Source organism: Methylomonas koyamae, assembly GCF_001644025.1.
Classification (GTDB): domain Bacteria; phylum Pseudomonadota; class Gammaproteobacteria; order Methylococcales; family Methylomonadaceae; genus Methylomonas; species Methylomonas koyamae_A.
Window position 1 is genome coordinate 13,444 of sequence record NZ_LUUK01000032.1, and the last position, 20,561, is coordinate 34,004.

At 51.9% G+C, this 20,561-nt stretch carries 15 protein-coding genes; all 15 read right to left on the bottom strand.

Annotation, left to right across the window (positions count from 1 at the left end; translation table 11 throughout):
* Positions 1-12 precede the first annotated feature (12 nt).
* Positions 13-3,453: an AAA family ATPase gene (locus tag A1355_RS03075; protein WP_064024871.1), complete on the bottom strand. Its 3,441-nt coding sequence runs from the start codon at positions 3,451-3,453 to the stop codon at positions 13-15.
* 187 nt (positions 3,454-3,640) lie between these two features.
* Positions 3,641-5,374, bottom strand: a complete 1,734-nt coding sequence (locus A1355_RS03080; RefSeq protein WP_197471702.1) for a tetratricopeptide repeat protein — start codon at positions 5,372-5,374, stop codon at positions 3,641-3,643.
* A gap of 356 nt (positions 5,375-5,730) precedes the next feature.
* Positions 5,731-6,198, bottom strand: a complete 468-nt coding sequence (locus A1355_RS03085; protein WP_064024876.1) for a pilin — start codon at positions 6,196-6,198, stop codon at positions 5,731-5,733.
* Positions 6,199-6,437: 239 nt separating this feature from the next.
* The gene (locus A1355_RS03090; RefSeq protein WP_082885327.1) at positions 6,438-8,228 is read right to left on the bottom strand and encodes an asparagine synthetase B family protein; all 1,791 of its coding nucleotides are present in this window, start codon (positions 8,226-8,228) and stop codon (positions 6,438-6,440) included.
* Between the two features lie 9 nt (positions 8,229-8,237).
* Positions 8,238-9,587 (bottom strand): phenylacetate--CoA ligase family protein, encoded by a 1,350-nt coding sequence (locus tag A1355_RS03095; protein WP_064024878.1) that lies wholly within the window; start codon positions 9,585-9,587, stop codon positions 8,238-8,240.
* Positions 9,584-10,792 carry a glycosyltransferase gene (locus tag A1355_RS03100; protein WP_064024881.1) on the bottom strand — a complete coding sequence of 403 codons (1,209 nt, stop codon included), beginning with the start codon at positions 10,790-10,792 and terminating at the stop codon, positions 9,584-9,586. The genes A1355_RS03095 and A1355_RS03100 overlap by 4 nt, the downstream gene beginning before the upstream one ends.
* Positions 10,779-11,999 (bottom strand): TIGR04063 family PEP-CTERM/XrtA system glycosyltransferase, encoded by a 1,221-nt coding sequence (locus A1355_RS03105; protein ID WP_064024883.1) that lies wholly within the window; start codon positions 11,997-11,999, stop codon positions 10,779-10,781. The genes A1355_RS03100 and A1355_RS03105 overlap by 14 nt, the downstream gene beginning before the upstream one ends.
* A gap of 60 nt (positions 12,000-12,059) precedes the next feature.
* Positions 12,060-13,139 (bottom strand): nucleotidyltransferase family protein, encoded by a 1,080-nt coding sequence (locus A1355_RS03110; RefSeq protein ID WP_082885328.1) that lies wholly within the window; start codon positions 13,137-13,139, stop codon positions 12,060-12,062.
* Positions 13,136-13,990, bottom strand: a complete 855-nt coding sequence (locus tag A1355_RS03115; RefSeq protein ID WP_197471703.1) for an HprK-related kinase A — start codon at positions 13,988-13,990, stop codon at positions 13,136-13,138. The genes A1355_RS03110 and A1355_RS03115 overlap by 4 nt, the downstream gene beginning before the upstream one ends.
* A gap of 53 nt (positions 13,991-14,043) precedes the next feature.
* Positions 14,044-14,283, bottom strand: a complete 240-nt coding sequence (locus tag A1355_RS03120) for a hypothetical protein (protein ID WP_157197721.1) — start codon at positions 14,281-14,283, stop codon at positions 14,044-14,046.
* 53 nt (positions 14,284-14,336) lie between these two features.
* Positions 14,337-15,173: a hypothetical protein gene (locus tag A1355_RS03125; protein ID WP_064024890.1), complete on the bottom strand. Its 837-nt coding sequence runs from the start codon at positions 15,171-15,173 to the stop codon at positions 14,337-14,339.
* Between the two features lie 93 nt (positions 15,174-15,266).
* Positions 15,267-17,156, bottom strand: a complete 1,890-nt coding sequence (locus A1355_RS03130) for an XrtA/PEP-CTERM system amidotransferase (RefSeq protein ID WP_064024892.1) — start codon at positions 17,154-17,156, stop codon at positions 15,267-15,269.
* 21 nt (positions 17,157-17,177) lie between these two features.
* Positions 17,178-18,311, bottom strand: coding sequence for a TIGR03088 family PEP-CTERM/XrtA system glycosyltransferase (locus A1355_RS03135; RefSeq protein ID WP_064024906.1), 1,134 nt, complete (start codon positions 18,309-18,311; stop codon positions 17,178-17,180).
* A gap of 8 nt (positions 18,312-18,319) precedes the next feature.
* The gene (locus A1355_RS03140) at positions 18,320-19,510 is read right to left on the bottom strand and encodes a TIGR03087 family PEP-CTERM/XrtA system glycosyltransferase (protein ID WP_064024894.1); all 1,191 of its coding nucleotides are present in this window, start codon (positions 19,508-19,510) and stop codon (positions 18,320-18,322) included.
* 3 nt (positions 19,511-19,513) lie between these two features.
* A partial coding sequence (locus A1355_RS03145) for a FemAB family XrtA/PEP-CTERM system-associated protein (protein ID WP_231883536.1) occupies positions 19,514-20,561 on the bottom strand: 1,048 nt, incomplete at its 5' end.

Here is a 20,561-nt window from a genome sequence, read left to right on the forward strand (position 1 = left end):
CCGCGCCGGCGGTCAGGCCACCATTTTCAACTCGCTAAAACCGTTGGTGTTTTTGACCAACTCGATTTGGGTCTTAATCCGCTTTTTCACGGCATCTACGTGAGAAATCACCCCGACAATCTTACCTTGGGTTTTCAGGCTCTCCAGCGTCGTCATCGCCAGATACAGCGCCTCGGCGTCAAGATTGCCGAACCCCTCGTCCAAGAACAAGGAATCGATCGCTCTACCGTTGTTGGCAATTTCCGATAGAGCCAAGGCCAGCGCCAGGCTGACAACAAAACTCTCGCCGCCCGATAAGGTTTTCGGCAAACGCCGTACGTTGATCTGCTTAGTATCCTCGACTTCCAATGCCAAACCGTACTCGCTAAAGCCGTTACGTAAATAATAGCGACCGCTCAAGCCTTCCAAGATTCGATTCGCCTGCCGTAGCAGTTTCTCGACCAACAACTGTTGAATCCGCCGCCGCATCCCGCCCTGCTCGTGGTTGATCAAATTCAACTCCGCTTCCGCTTCGGCGAAAGCCGCTAGTTCCCGCCGCAGTTGTTCTTGCAGTTCGCCAAAGGTCTCCGCGTAAGTCTGTTGCTTGGCCAGTTTGTGCTCCAAGCTACGGATCTCGTGCTCGGCAATGTCGATTTTTTCAGACAGCGCGCGTTGCATGGCTAGTAAATCAGCCGCTGTGTCGGGCCCAGGCAACGCGGCATAGGCTTTTTGCAAGCGTAAATCCAGCTCGGCCAATTCTACGTTCAATGCCGCCAAGCGCTGCTCCAATTGCACTAGCTTCCCAGACATTTCCGCCCGGCTATCCCACTGCGCCAACACCGCCCGCAAGCTGTCCAGATCGCTGAAACCGCCGGCCAGCAATCGCTGCAGCAATTGGTCGTGGTCAACCTCGTAATCCGCCTCCAACTCACTGAGCCGGACTTCAAGGTCGGCGATTGACGTTTGTTTCTCGAACAATGCCAAATGCAAACCCGACAACTCATGGCTTTGCAAGGCTTCGGACAGTTCGGCAATTTCCGCTTGATAGCGAATAATGCGCGCCTGACCGGATTGCAAACCGTCCTGCAAACCGTTGATATCGCCAAGCACACCCTGCTTGCGCAAATCGCGTATTTGATAGTCCTGGCGCCGGACATTCAGGCGATCGAACAAAGCATTTTCCTTGGACTTGCCCGGTATTTTCTCCCCCAGAGGCATCAACGCTTTCTCCAGTTTGTCCAACAAGGCCTTTTCAGAAGCTTTCAACGCGGCCAATTGCTGTTCGCCTTCAATGGCTTCGGGCGGACGGTTGTTCCACGCGGTTTCCAATTGCTCGACGACAGCCGCCAATTTGAGGATTTGCGCTTGTTTCACGCCGATTTCGTCGGTCCATTTCCCGATGTTGCGTTGCCACTGGCCGACATCTTTCAGCAGCAGTTTAATTTTTTCGAGTTCTTCGGTTTCCTGGTCCAAACACTGCTTTTGCAAGCTCAGATTTTCGATCGCCATACCGTCGCGGGCGACATTCAGCCGATTCACCAAAACCCGCCATTGCGCGCGCATTTCCTGCAAGCGCCGTTCCTTGGCGGACATCTGTGAACTACGTTTTTCCGCCGCGGTCAACTGGGCTTCGATATTGGCCATGGCAGCCTTCAAGGCTTGCATTTTGCCGCGCTGATCGACTAACGCCTTTTTCGAGTCGGTCATTACCGGCGGCTTCGACGTGTAAGGATGATACAAGGAGCCGCATAGGAAACAAGGTTTGCCGTCCACCAATTTCCCGCGATCGGGCGTCATTTTGCGCAACAAGGCCTCGTTGGCGATCGCTTGCTCCAGCGCCGAGCCGATGTTTTCCTCTCGGCCGAATTCGTGTTTCAGCGCCGCCAATTTGTCGCGCAGTTCGCCCTCGTCGGGAAACTCCGACGACTTGTTCGTCGACAGCCAACCGAACAAGCCCTTTTTGGTCACCTTAGCATTGACGCTGGCTAACGAATACAACTCTTGGAAATCGTTGACCCTCGCCTGTTGCTCGGATAACAGCTCGCGAATTTCATCGACGCTTCTACCCTGACCGTGCGTCGCGATATTTGCCTCGGCTGCCGCGATCCGCTCCTGTAACTCAACCAAGCCGGCCTTGGCATCGGTCAAGGCCGTTTGATTCTTTTTCAAGGCCGCCGAGGTATTTTTCGACCAAGCCAACTGCGTCTTCTGCTTGGCACCTAGTTCCGCGATCTCGGTTCTGAGATTGCGCAACTGCACGACATCCGGAAAGTCGGTTAGCAGAATGGCCTCGCTGCGATGCTCTTGCAACCACCCTTCCAGCTCGGTGAGCGCGGCACGTTTGTCGGCCAAGGTTTGCTGGGCCGTTTCCACCGCCGCCAGTTCCCTGGGCAATTCTAATTTCAACTCGCTGAGCCTGATCTTGATGTCGTCGATAATCCGTTTCTGCGAGGCCCAATCCCGGTCGCCGGCCGGCGGATCCAGATCGCTGCCGCCAACACCCAACTGCTGACGCAGGCTGGCCACCTCCCGGCGCAAACTCGCCAACTCGCTTTGGAGTTCGCCGATTTTAGACTGCTTGGCATCCAATCCCGCCAATTGCTCGTGGTAACTGTCGGCATCGTCGATCGCGGCTATTCGTTGCAAATCCGATTGCAGAGTCTGAATTTGGGTTTGAAGCTCGGCGGTTTGCCGGGCCAGTTGCCGCTCGTCGGCTTCCAATGCGGCGACGCCTTCCAATTTAAGCTGGTGTTGTCGTAAATAGTCCTGCTGACCGGACAATTCGGTGTGTTGATCGAGAAAATCCCGCAGGTCGGCGCGACTGGCGTCGAGTTCCGCCTCTTCGAGCAAGGGAATCGCCGCGCTATCCTGTTGCAACTGGCGGACCCGCTCGGCAATTTGCCGATAGCGGTTTTCGGCTTGCTGGCGGTATTGTTCGTAAATGTCGCCGCCGGCAATTTTTTCGAGAATGTCCATGCGCTCGCTATCCAGCGCATTTAAAAATGCCGCGAAATCGCCTTGCGGCAACACCATCGATTTGCTGAATTTATGGAAATCCATGCCGGTCAGTTCGGCAATCCGGCCGCGCACCGCTGATGGCGTTTCGGCCAACAACTCGTCGCTCTCGCCAAGCTTGGTCAACGACATTTCGGTCTCGGCCCGCGTCTGCTTGTCGTCTCCGGGCCGCCTGGCATACCAATCGGAACGAAACTTCTCCCCGCCCAACGAAAACTCAACGCTGGCCACGCTCTCGTCGGCCTGCTTGGTCATCACGTGCTCGGCCGGCTTGTCGAAGCGAAAGGTCTCGCCATAAAGACCGAGTGTAATGACATCAAGGATACTGGTTTTACCCGAACCGTTGGGACCGGTAATCGCAAACACGCCGGCCTCGGCGATCGGCCCTTGGTCGAAATCGATCCGCCCTTCGCCGGCCAGGGAGTTGATGTTTTTGTAACGAATATTCAGGATGCGCATAGCACTGAGATTTCACACGACTTAATTGACGAGCGCATGCCGGCGATTAGCGAAGCATACCGTGGCGTACCTTGACATGTTACACGATAGGGCTTAGCTAGAAAACCTGACTCTGGGCAAGCTCAAAGCTCTAGCCCTGAATCCCTTCTCGAATTCGCCTGTAACAAGAGAATCTTCGGATATGAAATCAATTGTGAGTTTTCAACCGGTGTGTATCCATGACTTGCCGCAGCTTAGAAAATTCTTGCCGATCGAAACCGCTCGCCAAATTCATCTTCTCCGCCTGACGAAGCGTTTGTTCCGCCTCGTCAAATTCGTTCAAAGTTATCAATAAATGGGCTTTTTCCGCATAAAAATACATGCGCCCCGGTGACAATTCGATGGCCTTATCCACATATTCGAAGGCTTGGTCGATTTTGCCCTGATTGAACACCACCTTGGCTTTAATCAGATACACCATTGCCACATCGTAAAAATCAGGATGCGCTAACGCGGCGTCTATCCATTCGATTAAATCATTGCCGATATCGCGACACTCGTAATCTCGGTTAATCAGACAATTCGCGGCACTACGCAGAGTCGCCAGGGTGCGTAACGGATAAGTTTTGGCGGAAATCCGCCGAAGAATTTCTTGATGCAATAAAGCTTTCAAGGCCTGCATATAGCGGCTATCGAGTATCAGTTCTTCGTCGTAGGTTTGCGGCAAGGATACGCTTGGTTTATCCAGACCTGCGTCGTGGAAATGCATCAGCCGGTTGAGTTCGTTATAGACCTCCACCAACGACGCGACTTCGTAACTATTTTGGCGGGCCGCAAGCAGGTAGTGATGGTAGGTCTCGACATTCGGCCCGCGCTTCAACTCCAGAGCGTTGGCGTAAATACTGTTGGTTCTGGGCGAATCTGGATGATTGCGCACTTCGAAATAAGCAAAGCTATCCAAATTAGACCATATCGATGCCCGGGTATAAGTAGCCAAACCTAAGCTGACAGCCATTCCGGCATAAAGCGCATTCAGTAAACCGGCCGAAATCCGACTGGCTAGCGCTTGATAAACCAATACCACCGTTCCTAACACGATGCCGATACTCGGCAAATAATTACGATGTTCGAAAACTAACTCCAGCGGATAAATCGTCGATTCCATACTGTGTCCGACAAAGAACCATAGAATCGCAAAACTCAGAAAGGGTAACCTTTTTAAGTGAACACAAAACATCGCCAAACCGATCAGGAAACTAATGGCGATGCCGGCATACAACGTAGTCAGCGGTTCGAGCAAGCTTTTACTGACCGTAAAATCATCGTGAAACAGCGCCAACTGCGTATTATCCGGATAGAACAGCAAGCCCAAGTAATATACCAATACCCTGGCTTCGGTCATAAGCCGTTCGGAAGGATTAAATTCGCGAACCTGATAATCCCTAAGAACGGCTTCGGGATGAAATACCAAGAAAACCGCCCCCATTAGCGCCGGCAAAATGACGGTACCCATGTAAAATCCGTTGACTTTAAAACGCGCCGCTTTTTCGATGGGCCGCGGTAATAAAGTCACTTCAAGCACGAAAATCAATAGCGGCAGCAATAACGCATTTTCCTTGGCGGCAAGCCCTAAACCCGTGCCGGCCAAACAACCCGCAATCATCCAAACGAGTCCAGACGATTTGTCGACTTGCAATCGACCGCGTAAAAACAGCAATAAACCGCCCAGCATGAAAAAACCGGACAGGCTAGTCATGCGTTGCACCACGTATAACACGGTGCTGACCTGCAGCGGATGAATAGCCCAAATCAACGCGACGACAAACGCCAATTTAGCCGCAGGGAAACTCGGCGAGGCGACCCGAATCAAAATTCGCGCTATAAAGAACACCAGTATCGAATTGAGTATATGAATACCGACGTTCGTCAGTTTAAAAGCCATCCGGTCAAACTGCTGACCGGCAAAATAGTAATTGAGGGCGAAACTCAAATGAGACAATGGACGAGTCACTTTGCCGCCAGGACTACTGCTCGACGCGCCTAGCAAGCCATGCAAATCCAAGCCTTTTAGCTGAGCTCCGTTATTATCTACAATGTTTGGATAATCGTCGGCTAGAAAGGGCCCGGAAGTCCCTGGCGAATAAACCAGGAGAGTCATTAGTCCCATTATCAGAATAGCCAGCCCTACCTGAATGGATGAGCGATTTGAAATACTTGTTTTATTCACGAAGTTTGAATATTTATTTACAAATAAAAAGGGGCCTTTCGGCCCCTTCTAATTAACAGTTATTCCAGCGGTTAGGTTTTCGGATGATACTTGCTGCTCACACCAGAAGCGTTGATATCAATACTCCATTGCATGCCGGCGCCTGGTTTGCACACGCCAGTATAGACTATATCCTGCCCACTGGTGATCGCCGTACCAATCGTGGTGTAAACGATCGTAACGGTCGCATGATCCTCCTGATCTGACGTAATATATACAGAGTTTACATATTTACCCTTAATAGATGTCTTATTGGACAATCCAAAGTCAAGGTTAGTCAGGCCAGCTGTGCTTGAACCGAGTGCGCCTTCGCTACAGGCCACGCCACCCGCCGTCAGCGCCGGAGACGCCAAACTCGGGCCTTCGGACACTTTGGATCTGACCGTATAGTCTTGGTAAGCCGGAATCGCGATAGCGGCCAAAATACCGATAATCGCGACGACGATCATCAGTTCGATCAAGGTGAAACCTTGTTGTGTTTTACGCATTTGAATGTTCATAGCGGTATCTCTCTGTCTGATTGAATAACGAACGCATTAATCAATACAAAACTTATGCCAGAATTGGCTTTTGCTACTGCGGAATAGCCAGTAATTTTTTAAAAACAAGATCAACAACTTACCTAAAACCCAGCCCTAGACCACTAAATCAAACAGCAACCTGCGGAAACCCGGCAAGCCTTGCACCATCGTTCCAAGTCGAAAACTGACGTTTTTTGTCACGCCCCTTGCCGCGAGTATCACGCATTTTGTTTGCCGGCAAACCACAGTTCCAACATCATCAAAATCCAGATCAGTTCGCCGTAGTAGGCCGCATGTATGCTTTGATGCATCGCAATCGCGTGATCGAGAAATTCCGGCTTGAAATAACCGCGCTTTTTTAACGCGTTGATCGCGTCGTAGGCCAAGTCCTTCAATGGCTGATGGTCCTTGAGCCAGATACCGAACGGCAGCCCGAAGCCGTGCTTGGATTTATTGATGATCGCGTCCGGCAGAAAATCCGCCATCGCCTGCTTATAAAACCAACGTAATTTTTGACCGTGCAATTTAGCGGCGGACGGTATTTGGCAGGACAACTCGACGATACGGCTATCGAGCAACGGATAGCAGACTTCAACGCCGGCCAGTTCGCACATCCGATTGACCTTGACCAAATCGTTGTCGTGCAGCGTGGCTTTCCAGTCCATATACAGCATTCGGTTCAAGGTGCTCGCCTGATCCGGGCGCCGGTAATTGTCTCGTAGCAGTTGCAGCGGTTCGCCGGTATCGATTTGCGCCAGAAAATCGCCGACAAAAATGTCGGTAGCAGCATGACGGTGCAAAAAGTTGTAATCCTGCAATCGATCCGGCATCGCGGCCTTCGCTTGCTCGATATAGCGCTTGGCCTTGAACGGCAATTTAGTATTCGCCAAACCAGCCGGCAAGGCGTTCAACACCCCTTCCAAACCAGCGCCAACCGCTCGGGGCAAGCGATGATAATGATCGAACAACATCTGCTTGGCGTAGCGCTCGTTGCCGGCGAAGATCTCATCGCCGCCGTCGCCGGCCAGCAAGCGCCCGACGCCGTTGTCCTTAGCCAATTTCGCGCAATAGTAGGCCGCCAAGGCCGACGAGTTGCCGAACGGCTCATCGTAATACGCGGCAATCATCGGGACGGCATTGACGGTGTCTTCCGGCGTTACGTAATACTCGTGTTGGCGCGTATTAAAATGTTTGACCGCAATGTTGGCATATTCGATTTCGTTGTAACCTTCGACCGGAAAACCCATCGAAAAAGTCTTGGCCTTTCCAGGAAACACCCTGGCCAGCGTGCCGGCCACGCTGGAACTATCCAAACCACCGCTTAAAAATGCGCCGGTATCGTCTTCGCTACCGACCATGCCTCGCACGGTTTCGATCAAGCCGGCTTTCAAGTCCTCGCCGGCCTGCCGCAAATCGAGCGCGGATTCATTAAACGTCGGCACCCAGTAACGCCGCAGTGCCAATTTGCCGTCTTCGAAACTTAATCGCTGACCGCCTTCCAACTTCTTGACGTTGGTGTAGATGGTGTTCGGGCTAGGGCAATGGTGATAATAGACGTAGTCGTAAATAGCCTGCGCCGAAATTTCGTTTTCGACCGCCGGATGGCGAACCACGAAATCGGCATTGGAACCAAACACGATCGCGGAATCGGCAACCGCGTAATAAACGTGACTCAAGCCGATCGGGTCCATGGCTGCCAACAACAAACGGCGGACGCTATCGATCAAAACCACGCCATCGCATGAGCTACCGCCATCGAATAACGCGGCACCGTGCCGCCGATACCGCGCCAAGACTTCCCGCAAATGCTCCGGAGAAGCAGCCGTCTTCAAAGCAAACAACAGAATGCCATCGTCTCGGAGCAGCGCCGGCGCTTGACTGGCCAGTCCGAAATGACCGTCGTATTGAAAATCGAAGGCCGACCCGGCCCGACCGACCAACTCGGTCAGACTCGCGACAGCGCTTTCGTTCCAGGGTCCGCTGCCCACCCATCCCGCGAATTTTGTCATGTTGCTCGATTAAGGCTTGACGTGGCTGATAACGTACCGGAATTTGCCGGAACGCTCCTTGGGTATGTAATCGGTATATTCGATCGCAACGTTGACCGTCTCGCCCAATCGCTTTTTAAATTCCGCGACGATGCGTTGTTCGGATTCGGCTCGGTAAGCGTCGGTCTTGACGATTTGCACGCTGGTCTTTTCCAGGCTGTCTTGCGTGATCTTGAAAGCGTCGACACCTTCTAAATCGCGCAACACATAAATCAAGGCCAGGCCGTGCAGCACGGTGCCGTCCCGCGCCACAACGAAGTCGGTGGTGCGACCTTGTATCTCTTCGAGCAACGGCAGCCCTCGCCCGCAAGCGCAAGCTTTGTCGGACAAGATTCCCATGTCGCCGGTGCGGTAGCGGATAAACGGAAAATCGCGCGTCGCCAGATGGGTGACGACAATCTCGCCCAACTCGCCATTGGGCAGCGGCTTGCCTTGTTTATCGACAATTTCGACGATGATGTCTTCCGCCGTGATGTGCATCGCGCCTTCCGGACACTGATGAGCGATGAAACCGGCATCGCGGCCGCCATAGCCGTTGGCAACCGGACAACCGAAGACCGCTTGAATCTTGTCACGCTGATAATCGTATAAGCGCTCGGACGTGACGAAGGCCACCTTGATACCCAAATCGGTCATTGCCACGCCGCGCTTTTCGGCGTGACTGGCAATATGCGCTAACGCCGACGGATAGCCGAACAGCATTTTCGGCCGGATTTGCCGTATCCTGGCCACGAAGCCGTCCAACTTTTCTTGAGACATCTCGAAAGCCGGTATTAAATGGGTCCGCAACAGCTTATCGCGAATCAGCCGAATTTTATCCTGCGCGCCCAGCTCGATCGGCGACCCCCATATCACCGCTTCGGGATCGCCGATGTCGACACCCCACCAGCGGGTGGCGCGCCATTTGGCGGCCACATCGTGACTGACGCGGCGACTGCCGATGTAAAAAATCAATGGCTCGCCGCTTGATCCGCCGGTGTTGAAGCGGGCCAAACCCTCGGCATCATCCGCCCGCATTTTATCCAAATTGGCGCGTATCGTCGGTTTGTCCAGCAAGGGGAGGCGCGCCAAATCGGTTAAACTGGCGACCTGCTCCGGATTGAAGTCTAATGCCGCAAACAATGTCCGATAGTAAGGCACATGCTGGCCAATATCGGTTAGAAACCGTGTCAAGTCCTTGACCTGAGCCTGGCGAATTTCGTCCACGCCCAACCACTGGCTACGCTCCATCGCCTTGCGCACTCTGACGGTACTGTGTTTTTTTAACGCTTCGTGTAGAGGAAACAGCACGGAGGAGCACAGCGAGGTGTAAAGGCTCATGATCGATTTACCAGTTGGTTGAATTCCGCCACCAAGACAGCGACGCGTTGATCCCAGCCATTCTGAGCGGCATAGGCAATAATCGCATGGCGATCCCAGTCGCGCCCTAGCGCGGCATCGAGTGTCTCCAGCAAGGCATCGCGATCGCCGAACGGCACCACCTGCCCCAAACTATCGTCGCAAACCACCTCGCGATTGCCGCCAACATCGGTGGTTACAATCGGCAAACCGCAAGCCATCGCTTCCAAGAACACATTGGCCCAGCCTTCGTTAGCAGTCGCCAATACAAAAACGTCGGCGGCGGACAGAACCTCTTTCAAGGCCGCGGCGGGCATCGCACCCAGAAAACGCACCTGTTCAGCGAGGCCCAAATCGGCGACTTGCCTTTCCAAACGCTGGCGAATATCACCCTCCGGACTGCCGCCACCGACAATCAAGTAGCGTAAACCGGGATGTTTTGCCAGCAGCGCCGGCAATATCTCGATGACTCGGTGAAACCCTTTGCGATCGACCAAGCCACCCACTGAAATCAGCACCGGCGCATCGACGTTGAGTTGCAAATTCTGACGAGTCGAGACTTTATCCAGCGGATAGAAGACATTCGTATCGACGCCATTCCCCACCACCAAAATTTTATCGGCTTCGGCACCGATGCTAACGACATGTCGTTTAAGCGATTCCGACACAGAGAACACTCGAGCGGCCCTACGAAGCGCCGCCAACAGGCGCGCCCGCCGACTGGCGATTTTGGACAACGGTACTTCGGTGCCGCGTAACGTGATTGTAACCGGCACGTGGAAACAGCGCCCCAACCATCCTGCCGCGTAGCCGTCCGGATAGGCAAAATGCGCGTCAATCAGATTAAATCCGAAGTTGCGAGACAATCGGTATAAAGTCCGATAACTGCCCAACGCCATCATCAAACCGTCCCACCGGCGGCCTAATCCTGGCAAGGACAGAAACCTCGGGAAATAAACGTCGATACCGTCCTGACATTCGTAAGTGGCGGGCTGTGGCCGGTAATTGGGCTTGAATTTGCGGATCACCCCTTGAAACGGGAACCAGGGTACCGGCGAGACCACCGCCAACTCACAGTGCGCCGCGACCCTGCGCATGCGCTCCCGGACGAATACACCGGCATTCGGGCGAACCTGACTGGGGTAGAGACTGCTGAAAACCACCAGCCTGGGATCAGTCCGCGTCATGCCCGTCCCGTATCAATCCGGCATACACCGCTTGATAACGTGCCACGCTGGTTTGCCAGTTACGGATTTGTTCGACATAGTGCCGTCCAGCTCGACGGATGTCGTCCCAATGCGATTTATCGGCCAAGGCATTCAAAACGGTGGACGCCAAGGCCGCTTGGTCGCCGGCTCGGAACAAATAGCCGGTCCGCCGATCTTCGATCAATTCGTGATGACCGCCGACATCCGAAGCCACCAACAGGCGACCTTGCGCCATGGCTTCGAGCGGCTTCAGGGGCGTAACCAAATCGGTCAGTCGCATCGACAATCTCGGATAGACGAAAATATCGACCAAATTGTAATACCGTTGCACCTGATCATGGGGAACCCGTCCCGGCATCACAACCCAATCCGCCAGCCCTAAGGCTTGAATTTTCTGTTGGATTTGTGCTTGTTGCGGACCACCGCCAACTAACAACAGCCGGACATCCGGCCGCTGCCGGACGATCTCCGGCAAAGCATCCAGCAACAACAGCAAACCTTCGTACGCGTAAAACGAGCCGATGAAACCGAGTACGATTTTTCCCGTCAGGCCTAGTTGATCGAGTAGCGCGGGTTCTGCAACATCACCGAAACTGAATTTTTCGATATCGACCGCGTTGGGAATCACGGTGATTTTTTCGGCTGGAATACCCCGTCCGATAATATCGTTGCGGAGTCCTTCGCAAATCGTCGTCACAGCATCGGCATTCTTAAACACATACGTTTCCAGGGCTTTGGTAATACGGTAACGCAAGCTACCTTCCGCGGTCGTACCGTGGTCGACGGCGGCATCTTCCCAAAATGCCCTGCATTCGTAAACCAACGGCAATCGGTATTTTTTGGCCATTCTCAAAGCCGCCATCCCGTTTAATGCCGGAGAATGAGCATGGAGGATATCCGGGCGAATTTCCGGAATGATCTGGTCCAACCTTCGCGCCAGAGTCTGAACAATCGCCCATTGGTTCATAACGGGTAATTTTGCCTGTAAACCGCGCGGTTGGGACGAACGATAAAAATCCAAGCCATCCACCGTTTCGAAATCGCTACCGGGAGCCTGATGCTTGGCGGAAGTCACATGGAAAGTGTGCCAACCCAGCTTACGTTGCTGTTCGAGTATCGCTCGGGTACGAAAGGTGTAGCCGCTGTGCAATGGAATCGAGTGATCCAGAATATGTAAGATTTTCATGTCGAGAAGGTTCTTGTTTAAGACTGTCAAGTCGGCTCGCCATGAAGTGAGCACCCGGAATTAGTGCTTCTCTTTGCCGGTCAGACGCATCCAGGCCTTGATAGTCAGATGGGGCAATAGCAAATACCACGGCATTTTTAACCAATGCGCCCGCAAAAATAATACGTTACGGGCCAAACCTGTCCAGCGGTCGGTGCAACTTGGATGGACCGGCATCAGCGCGCGAATGAACAAAAAATCCATCACCGCGAGAATTGCCTTGGCGGGCGTCACTTGTTGAAGTTGCCGGGCCAATTCGTCCGACAGCGGTGTACCGAGTATTGTAGTCGAGTAACGCAATGCGTAAAGGACTGGCCTTGCCAGACCCAATTCGGATGAACGAGAAATCAATCTGACCTGCTGTTCGCCCAAACCGCGAATCAGCGCATCTAAATCGACCAAGTCCCGCAAGCCGTGCTCCAATTCACCGTCATAAAACAAATGAACCGCGCTGTGTATCACTTGATCGACCGGGGATAATACCGCTAGTCCATCGAATTTCTCCAATGCGCGCGCATCGGCTAGTAGTAATCCGGCATCGGGACAATCCTTACACGTTATCGGCAGGATGTTATGGTGTAGATCGATGACGCTGCCCCTGGACAGGTGTCTGATTGGTGGAATTTCATGCATCCAGCGCCGGTAATAACGTTCGTTGTAAACGCCGTTTTGCCCGCCCATCCAACCATGAATCATCAAACGCTTCTCGGCGGAGCCTATTTTTTCGCGGGGAACCAGTAAATCAATATCTGAAAAGACCCTACCTCTCGCGGCGGGGTGTTCAGACACTGCATACGCCGCGCCCTTCAACAAGACAAAAGGAAACTCTAACTGTCGAGCCACTTTTTGCAACTGGCGAATTTCCCAAAATAGGTCGTTGCTTTGTTTTTCGGAAAAACATTTTGCGGAGATAAAATGCCGACGCGCGGCTTCCGGAATTTCATCCAGTCCGCCACGGCTCTCCACCCAGTGAACCAGCTTCGCCAGTAGCATCGATGCACGTGCCTGCCTGACTAATAATCCCCATTCGGGTAAGGACAACTCGGCATGAGACACCTGATCGTTGATCACCTTGACCAACAAGGGCCATTCAAAACTCATTCGGCGCTCTTAAGTTGGTCGAAAATTTGAACGGCATCGTCTAGGCAGCTGTAACGCAACTGGTAACAGCTTGCCCGGTCCAATACATTGCGCAAGGCGTAAAATCCCGCGTAGCCTAACCGACTAAAATTAAACGCGTTATCCGCTACATCAATAAACGTTAACGATTTTGCCTTTGGCGCAAACTCGGTCGCGGAGCCAGCTTCATATTTTGGAAATATGACCCAAGCAATCGGACAAGACTCGCTCTGCCGACTGACGCTGGTTTCGGGTGGCTTAAGATGGCAAACAGTGCCCTTCGATGTATCCGTTGACAATGGCCCGAACACAAGGCCAGGATAGCGCTTGGCGACGATGTCAATGGATTGATTCTTCAAGCTGACGGGACGGGGAAAGGGGTGTACTCGGAATGTCACTGGATCAACCAGAGTCAATTCGTCCGATAGTAATCGCCAACCTTCTTGAATCAACGTGGCGGTCAAAGTACTTTTTCCGGATCCCGGCGGCGCCGGTAACACAGCCGCCCAGCCATTTTTCTCTATGACAGCAGCATGGATTATCAAAAAAGTATTAATTTGACTAGATACACACCAATTCATCCCCCATTCGATCAAAGCCGGGGCATGTTGTAGCGGTAAAGGATTGAAGGGCGCGTAGCCATCAAAACGAAATTCAGCGCTTTTACTTATCGAGCTGAACCAATTATGTCCAGAAGTAACCGATACGGGGAAATCAACGAACACACTACTATCAAAAACTTCAAAATCGGCATACAAAATCGAAAGACTCTGCGCCACTGAAGCCAATTTAGTCGTGATAGCAAAGCAAAACTGACCAAGTTGCAAATTCAAACCGCTATTTCGCAGTCGGCTATTAACCTCCTGGAAAGGCAAATGCTGTAATCTCAATTTACCGGCTCAATTAATTCTTTTTGCAACAAAACCTGTATCAGACTTTCTAAATACCCAGCTTTGTCGCGCGATTTATCCGATAAGTCGAAATTTCCGATGATGTCTTCAAGCATCGTTTGATCAAATGGCGTAGGCTGAAAACATCGCTGAATCAGCTCTAACGGCATCGCCTCAAACAAAAACGTAGTACCGGAGTTGCGATGATAAATCACGACCCCATCACCCCAATCCACGCAATAGACTTCTCCAACTACTCGCCAGAGCATAAAACCAGAAGACTGTTGTCTTACGCCGTGCAACCGTCAGCGATCAAGTGATGGCAAAAGTCAATAATATCCTGGGCTGAACAATCTACTGCACCAACTTTATACTTACCTCCGGTCTTTACCGCCTGAAAACAAGCTTGGACATCCGACAGCGAGCTTCCAACCACATGTTTGCCATCACAAGCGTTAACAAACAACCAAGCCATACAGTTATCCAACCCTATATCAGTCCCTTGATCCAGCTCTTTTATACAATCGTTTAACGTTTTGTTGGCATTGGTGGTAGGCCCTAACGCAGTATCACTGAAGATATAATATCCGTAGGTGGCCTCGTTACGCTTAAGAGTCGCATAGTCATTCTGGCCGTTGGATCGCAATTCACTCTTCGTTTTCGGCGCTTGAGTGCTTTTAGTCCACACCGCATTTAAGTTCCATTGCCCCTTTTGAGTGTCGTTCCGGTTTGAGGTCCAAGAGTTTGGCGCCGTTCTATCTCGTCGACACCCAGATCCCCCTTCCAAAGTTCCACCCGTCTCGTGTTTACTCGAGTGAGGCTTACATTTGCTTAAAGGCCACTGACTCGGGTTGTCGCAATAATGCTTCGGGGGACGCGGCCCCGGATTAGTCACAATATTACCGGAGTACGCAGTTCTATTCGGACCTATTGAATGAAACCCAGAAATGGTACATTCGTCAACGCCACCAGTACCCCCTCCCCATGCAGGACGATTAGCCAAAGTTAGGATGACAGGAACCGCAACGCCAGCTTTAGCAAACTTTCTTCTAGATTTATCAATTACTTGCTTGCCCTCTTGCAGTTGACCGTTCTCGATCAGGCTATCATCTTCTTCGAATCGCATATTACACCGCCACTTAGAAAAACTTGAATTGGTTCACACTCTAGCAAATCAATTAATTAATGTCTATTGCCCGCTCGTACAAGTTAACCAGCGTCAAAACCCGGCATTTCTAAGAAACGCCTCGAACATTAACAGCGACCAAATCGCAGCGCTGTAATCTCGCAAACCTGCCTGGTGTTGGGTCACCATATGCTCCAAGTAAGTGCGATTAAACCAACCCGTTTGACCAAGCGTATTACCCAACAAGGCCTCCCGTACGCGTTCTTTCAAAGGCCCTCGGAACCAACTGCTCAAAGGCACGGCAAACCCCATTTTAGGTCGATACAGAATATCGTTCGGAAGATGAGACTCCAGTGACTTTTTAAACAAATATTTGCCTTCTCGACCATTGAGCTTATAAGACGGCGGCAATGTCGCCATCCATTCCACCAGTTTGTAGTCCAACAACGGAACCCTGACTTCCAAGGCGTGAGCCATGCTTGCCCTGTCGACTTTAGTCAGGATGTCACCGGCTAAGTAAGTCTTCAGATCCAGATATTGAACCATAGACAGAGGATCGCTCGGTGCTTTTTCCCGATATCGATGAAATACCTCGATTGCGCCGTAACCTTGCAATTCCGCCCTTAGCTGCTCGCTAAATAATTGCTGACGCATGCCATTGGACAGCACCGACACGCTATGAAAATAGCCCGCCATAGAATCTCGGCCTATCGACTCCAACGTGGTTTTTGCTCTAAATACCTTCGGTGCCCAGTCGAGTTTTGGGTAGACCCGACCTAAAGTCGAAAACAAAGGCATCCGCAAACCATCCGGTAATAAAGAACGCATTCTCTCCTCGTAGGTATGCCAGCGATAACGCCGGTAACCCGCTAAATTTTCGTCGCCGCCATCCCCGGACAACACCACGGTCACTTGTTTTTTGGCTAACTCGCAAACCCGATAAGTGGGTAATGCGGAACTGTCGGCATAGGGTTCGTCATACAAACCGGATAAGCAATCAATCAGACTGAAATCATCGGGATCGACTTGTTCGACCCGATGAGCAGTGTGATATCGACCGGCAACTTGAGCCGCGAATTGCGATTCATTGAATTTTGGATCGCCGAACGAAATCGAGCAAGTGTTAACCGGATCGTCGGACAAACCGGCCATTAAAGCCACGACCGCGCTGGAATCAACGCCGCCCGACAGGAAGGCTCCCAAAGGCACGTCAGCCATCATCCGGATTTTAACAGCCTCCCGTAATCGTTCGATCAACTCTTCACCAGCAGCATCCATGCTAGAGAAATTACCCGGATCGAAAGTCACATCCCAATATTGACGAGGCTTAATCCGTTCGTCTCCGCGCCGAATCGCCAAACTATACCCCGGCTCCAGCTTATAGACATCCCGATAAATTGTTTTAGGGTCTGGCACGTAACCGAAACCGAAATAGTCCTCGACCGCCGTCGGATCAATCCGAGTTGGCAGCAGCGGATGCTGCTTAAGCGCCTTCAACTCGGAACCGAATATGAAATGTCCGTTAGCCAATAGTGAGTAGTACAATGGCTTGACACCCAATCGATCACGCGCAAGGAACAAGGTTTGTTGTGGTCTGTCCCACAACGCAAACGCAAACATACCCCGTAGTCGGTCCACGCAAGCTTCTCCCCACGCTTGCCAAGCGTAGAGTATTACCTCGGTATCGCAGTGAGTTCTGAAGCTGTAGCCCAAGGCTTCCAACTCGCCGCGCAACTCGGGAAAGTTGTATACCTCGCCATTGTAGGTTAGGACGACATTTCTATCCGCGCTGTGCATCGGTTGCTGACCACTGGACAAGTCGATGATCGACAAACGACGATGCCCAAAGCCCAAGCCGGGCTCGCTATGCAGACCGCCCTCGTCCGGTCCACGATGAAACTGGGATTCGTTCATTTTCGACAACAATCCGCGGTCAATTTCCCCGCTGCCTTGCATATCGAATATCCCCACGATGCCACACATATTATTATTCTCCGGCGCTATTTATCGCTCGTCATAAACCCGTTGGTAGCGAGACACCATATTATCGATCGAAAACTCCTGGCGGATGCGCTCCAATCCGGCCGCCCCAAAACGGCGACGCTTGTCGGAATCGGCAACCCACTCCGCTAGCACCCTTGCCATAGCCTCCGGATTTTCCTTTTCGACCAGCATCCCTGTCTCTCCGTCCAAGATCAGCTCGGGATTGCCTCCAACCCTCGTCGCCAACACTGGAAGCCCCGTTGCCATCGCTTCCAGTATAGTATTGGATATACCTTCGGCCTTGGATGGCAACACAAAAATATCCAGGCAACGCAAAATATCGGGGATGTCGTCACGATCACCAGACATCCAAGCTTGGTCTAGCAATCCGGCATCCGTCAATAGGCCAGCACTCTCTGCTCGTAAAGGCCCATCGCCTATCAACCAAAGCCGAGTCACTCCAGCAAAGCCCGGATACGTTTGGCAAGCATGAATGTACGCCCTAACCAGTGTCAATTGATCCTTTACTCCATGCATACGACCCACCGTGCCTATGACGACTTTCCCGGACAAAAGCATATCGCAATGCATTGGAGCCGCCCGATCGCAATCGCGAGGATAAAACCGGTTTGTGTCAACACCGTTACAAATGCGAGTGATTTTAGCTGCCGGAATTTTGACCTTTTCCTGCAAATAATCCTGCAAATGTTTGGACAATGGAATGAATCGATGAATGATTAGCCCCAACGCTCGACGCAAGCGCTGATACTTTAGGTTATTGCCGTCAGGATCAAACACGTCCCAGCCGTGTTCCCCGTGAACCCGGTAGGGTATTCGAGCCAACCAGGCGCAAACCTGATATTCGATTGCCCCTAGATTTCGAGTATGCACAACCGCAGGCTTCCAAGCCTTAAACAACTTATAAACCTTATAAAACGACGCCCAGTCCTGTCCCGGTTTCTTATGCAACTGGTGGACGACGACATCGGACCGGTCGATACGCTGGGTAAAATCTGTCGCATCGGCCAAACAAATGATGGCATGCCGATAACGTTCTTTCGGCATTTTGTTAATGATATTAACTAAGCCATTTTCCAAACCGCCGATGCCGAGACGGTAAATGATATGCACAACCAAAGGCACCGCTTCGTCCATCGTCAACCTTAACCTGCGAGCAAAGTCAAAAGCTTATCGGCATTCGCGGACCAGCCAAACGCACGTTCGACAAACCGACGGTTGTCTTCGGCGTAAACAGTAGGTTGTTGCAGGTAAGACACAACCCTTTCGGCAAACTCATTTGGTTCATCGGCGACGGCGACCTGCAACTCTTGACCAGCAGATATCCCTTCCATCGCCGCCGACGTTGCGACCACGGGCTTAGCCATCGCCATGGCTTCCAAAACCTTGTTCTGTATGCCTCGAGCAATACGTAACGGTGCCACGATCAAACGGGCGTGAACAATATATGGTCGCACTTCGTCGACTTTGCCGGTAACGATCACTGCCGAGTCGTTTTCCGATAACTGCAGTACTTCCTTGGCTGGCTTGGAACCGACTATGTAAAACTTAGCATGCGGGCATTGTCGCTTGATCTCCGGGAACACACTCTCGGCAAACCACTTGACCGCATCGACGTTTGCCCAATAATCCATGGCACCTGTAAATACGATGGGGGATTGTCCGCTCGGAAACGGCGAATCACCAGCGACTTTCGGATCAAAACGATCAGTATCGACACCGTTATTTACGAAATCGATCTTGTCTTTCGCGATCGGCGCTAGGGCCTTAAACAACGCGGCTTCCTGTTCCGAAACAAATATCGTCTTCGCCGCCCGACTGGCAATTTGTGTCTCATAACGTAACAAAGTCCGAGCTTCGCGCCGATAGATCCAAGCGGCCGGCCAGCTTTTACTGTTGGCATACTGGCTCCACTTATCGGAGTCGACATCGACGAAATCCGCGACGACCCTTAACTCGGGGTAACGCTCGACGTACTGAGCCATAGGCGACGAGAAAATCAGCGCGCGGTCTATACCCTCGGTACTTATGACCTGATCAACCCAACGACGCAATGCCTTATCTCGATAATACGGAAGACTCAAGGCCTCGCCGCTGAATAGGCCGCGCGCACTTTTAAGCTTATTGAGGCCGGGCGACAATTCCACACAACATACATCCCTGCAATAAGGCTTGAGCGCTTCAATATATTGGCGGTCTTCAGGATCATCCACAAAAGTGCCGAGGAATATCTCGTACCGTTTGGCTAGCGCTCGCAGAAAATGAAACGAGCGAATTTTGTCACCCTTGTTGGGGGGAAACGGAATCCGATGAACCAGGTATAGCAGTTTAGGCACGAATTATCCCAAATCCTTGGCCAGCCATGGTCCCACAACCTGACTGACTGGCAGCGGCAGCTTCTTCCAGGCTGCAATAAATAATCGATACTTGGGATTCAACGGATTGATGTCCGGAATCTGCTTCGCCTTCACCAAATCGATTTCGTAGTACAGCGGCTCGGGCTCAAAGCCCCAGTGCTTCTTGAAGCGATAAGAGCCAGTATCGATCTTGCTGCGCCCGTAATCAAACACGCGACAGCCTCTATCCACCGCCCGCCGCATGACCTCCCAATACATGAAATCGTTAGCTTTTAAGTCTCGAGCAGCCTCGGTGCCGCCGCCGTAATAAGGCAAAACTTCATCCTTGAAATAAAAATTCATCACGCTAGCCACTAAACGACCTTCGTGCTCGATCGATAATATCTCGCAATCGTTACCGAAAGCCTCTTTTAGTACTTTAAAATAATGCCTCGGAAACACGGGAGTCCCCAAGTTTCTGACGCTTTCGGAATACGCTTGAAACAATCGCTCGACGTCGTTATCGATTACGCCGACTAAACCCGCTTTGATGCCCGCTCTCACCATCGCTCGCTGTTTTCTGGGAATCGCGTTCAGGTTTTTTTCGTGGTCGGAATCGAGCGTTTTGCGAAATGTTACGTACAACGCTTTATGCGGCCAATCGCGATGCGTTTGAACGCGATTTCTCATTTCAAGGCAATCAACGTTCAACGTTCTGGCCAATTGTTTGCCTTGCGCCTGTAACGCACGGAAAGCCTCGTCGTTACTGGCGACAATGCCGCCGTATACGCAAAAGGCATTCGAAACCAGCGTGTTTCCAAACAGTAAACTGTTGATGTGCGTCAGCGGTAGAATGCCGGTAATTTCGCCGTCCTGCTCGGCATAATAGTAATAAGTATCGTGACCGAAGGCAGCGGCAATAACGCGTTGCCACGCAGACAAGTGGAAAAAGGTCGAGTCGGCCGCAGCCATCACATAAGCATCCCAACGCTGGGCTTGCGATGGTTCAAGTAATTTGATCATGGCGGTGTTGTGGATTTCACGGATTCCG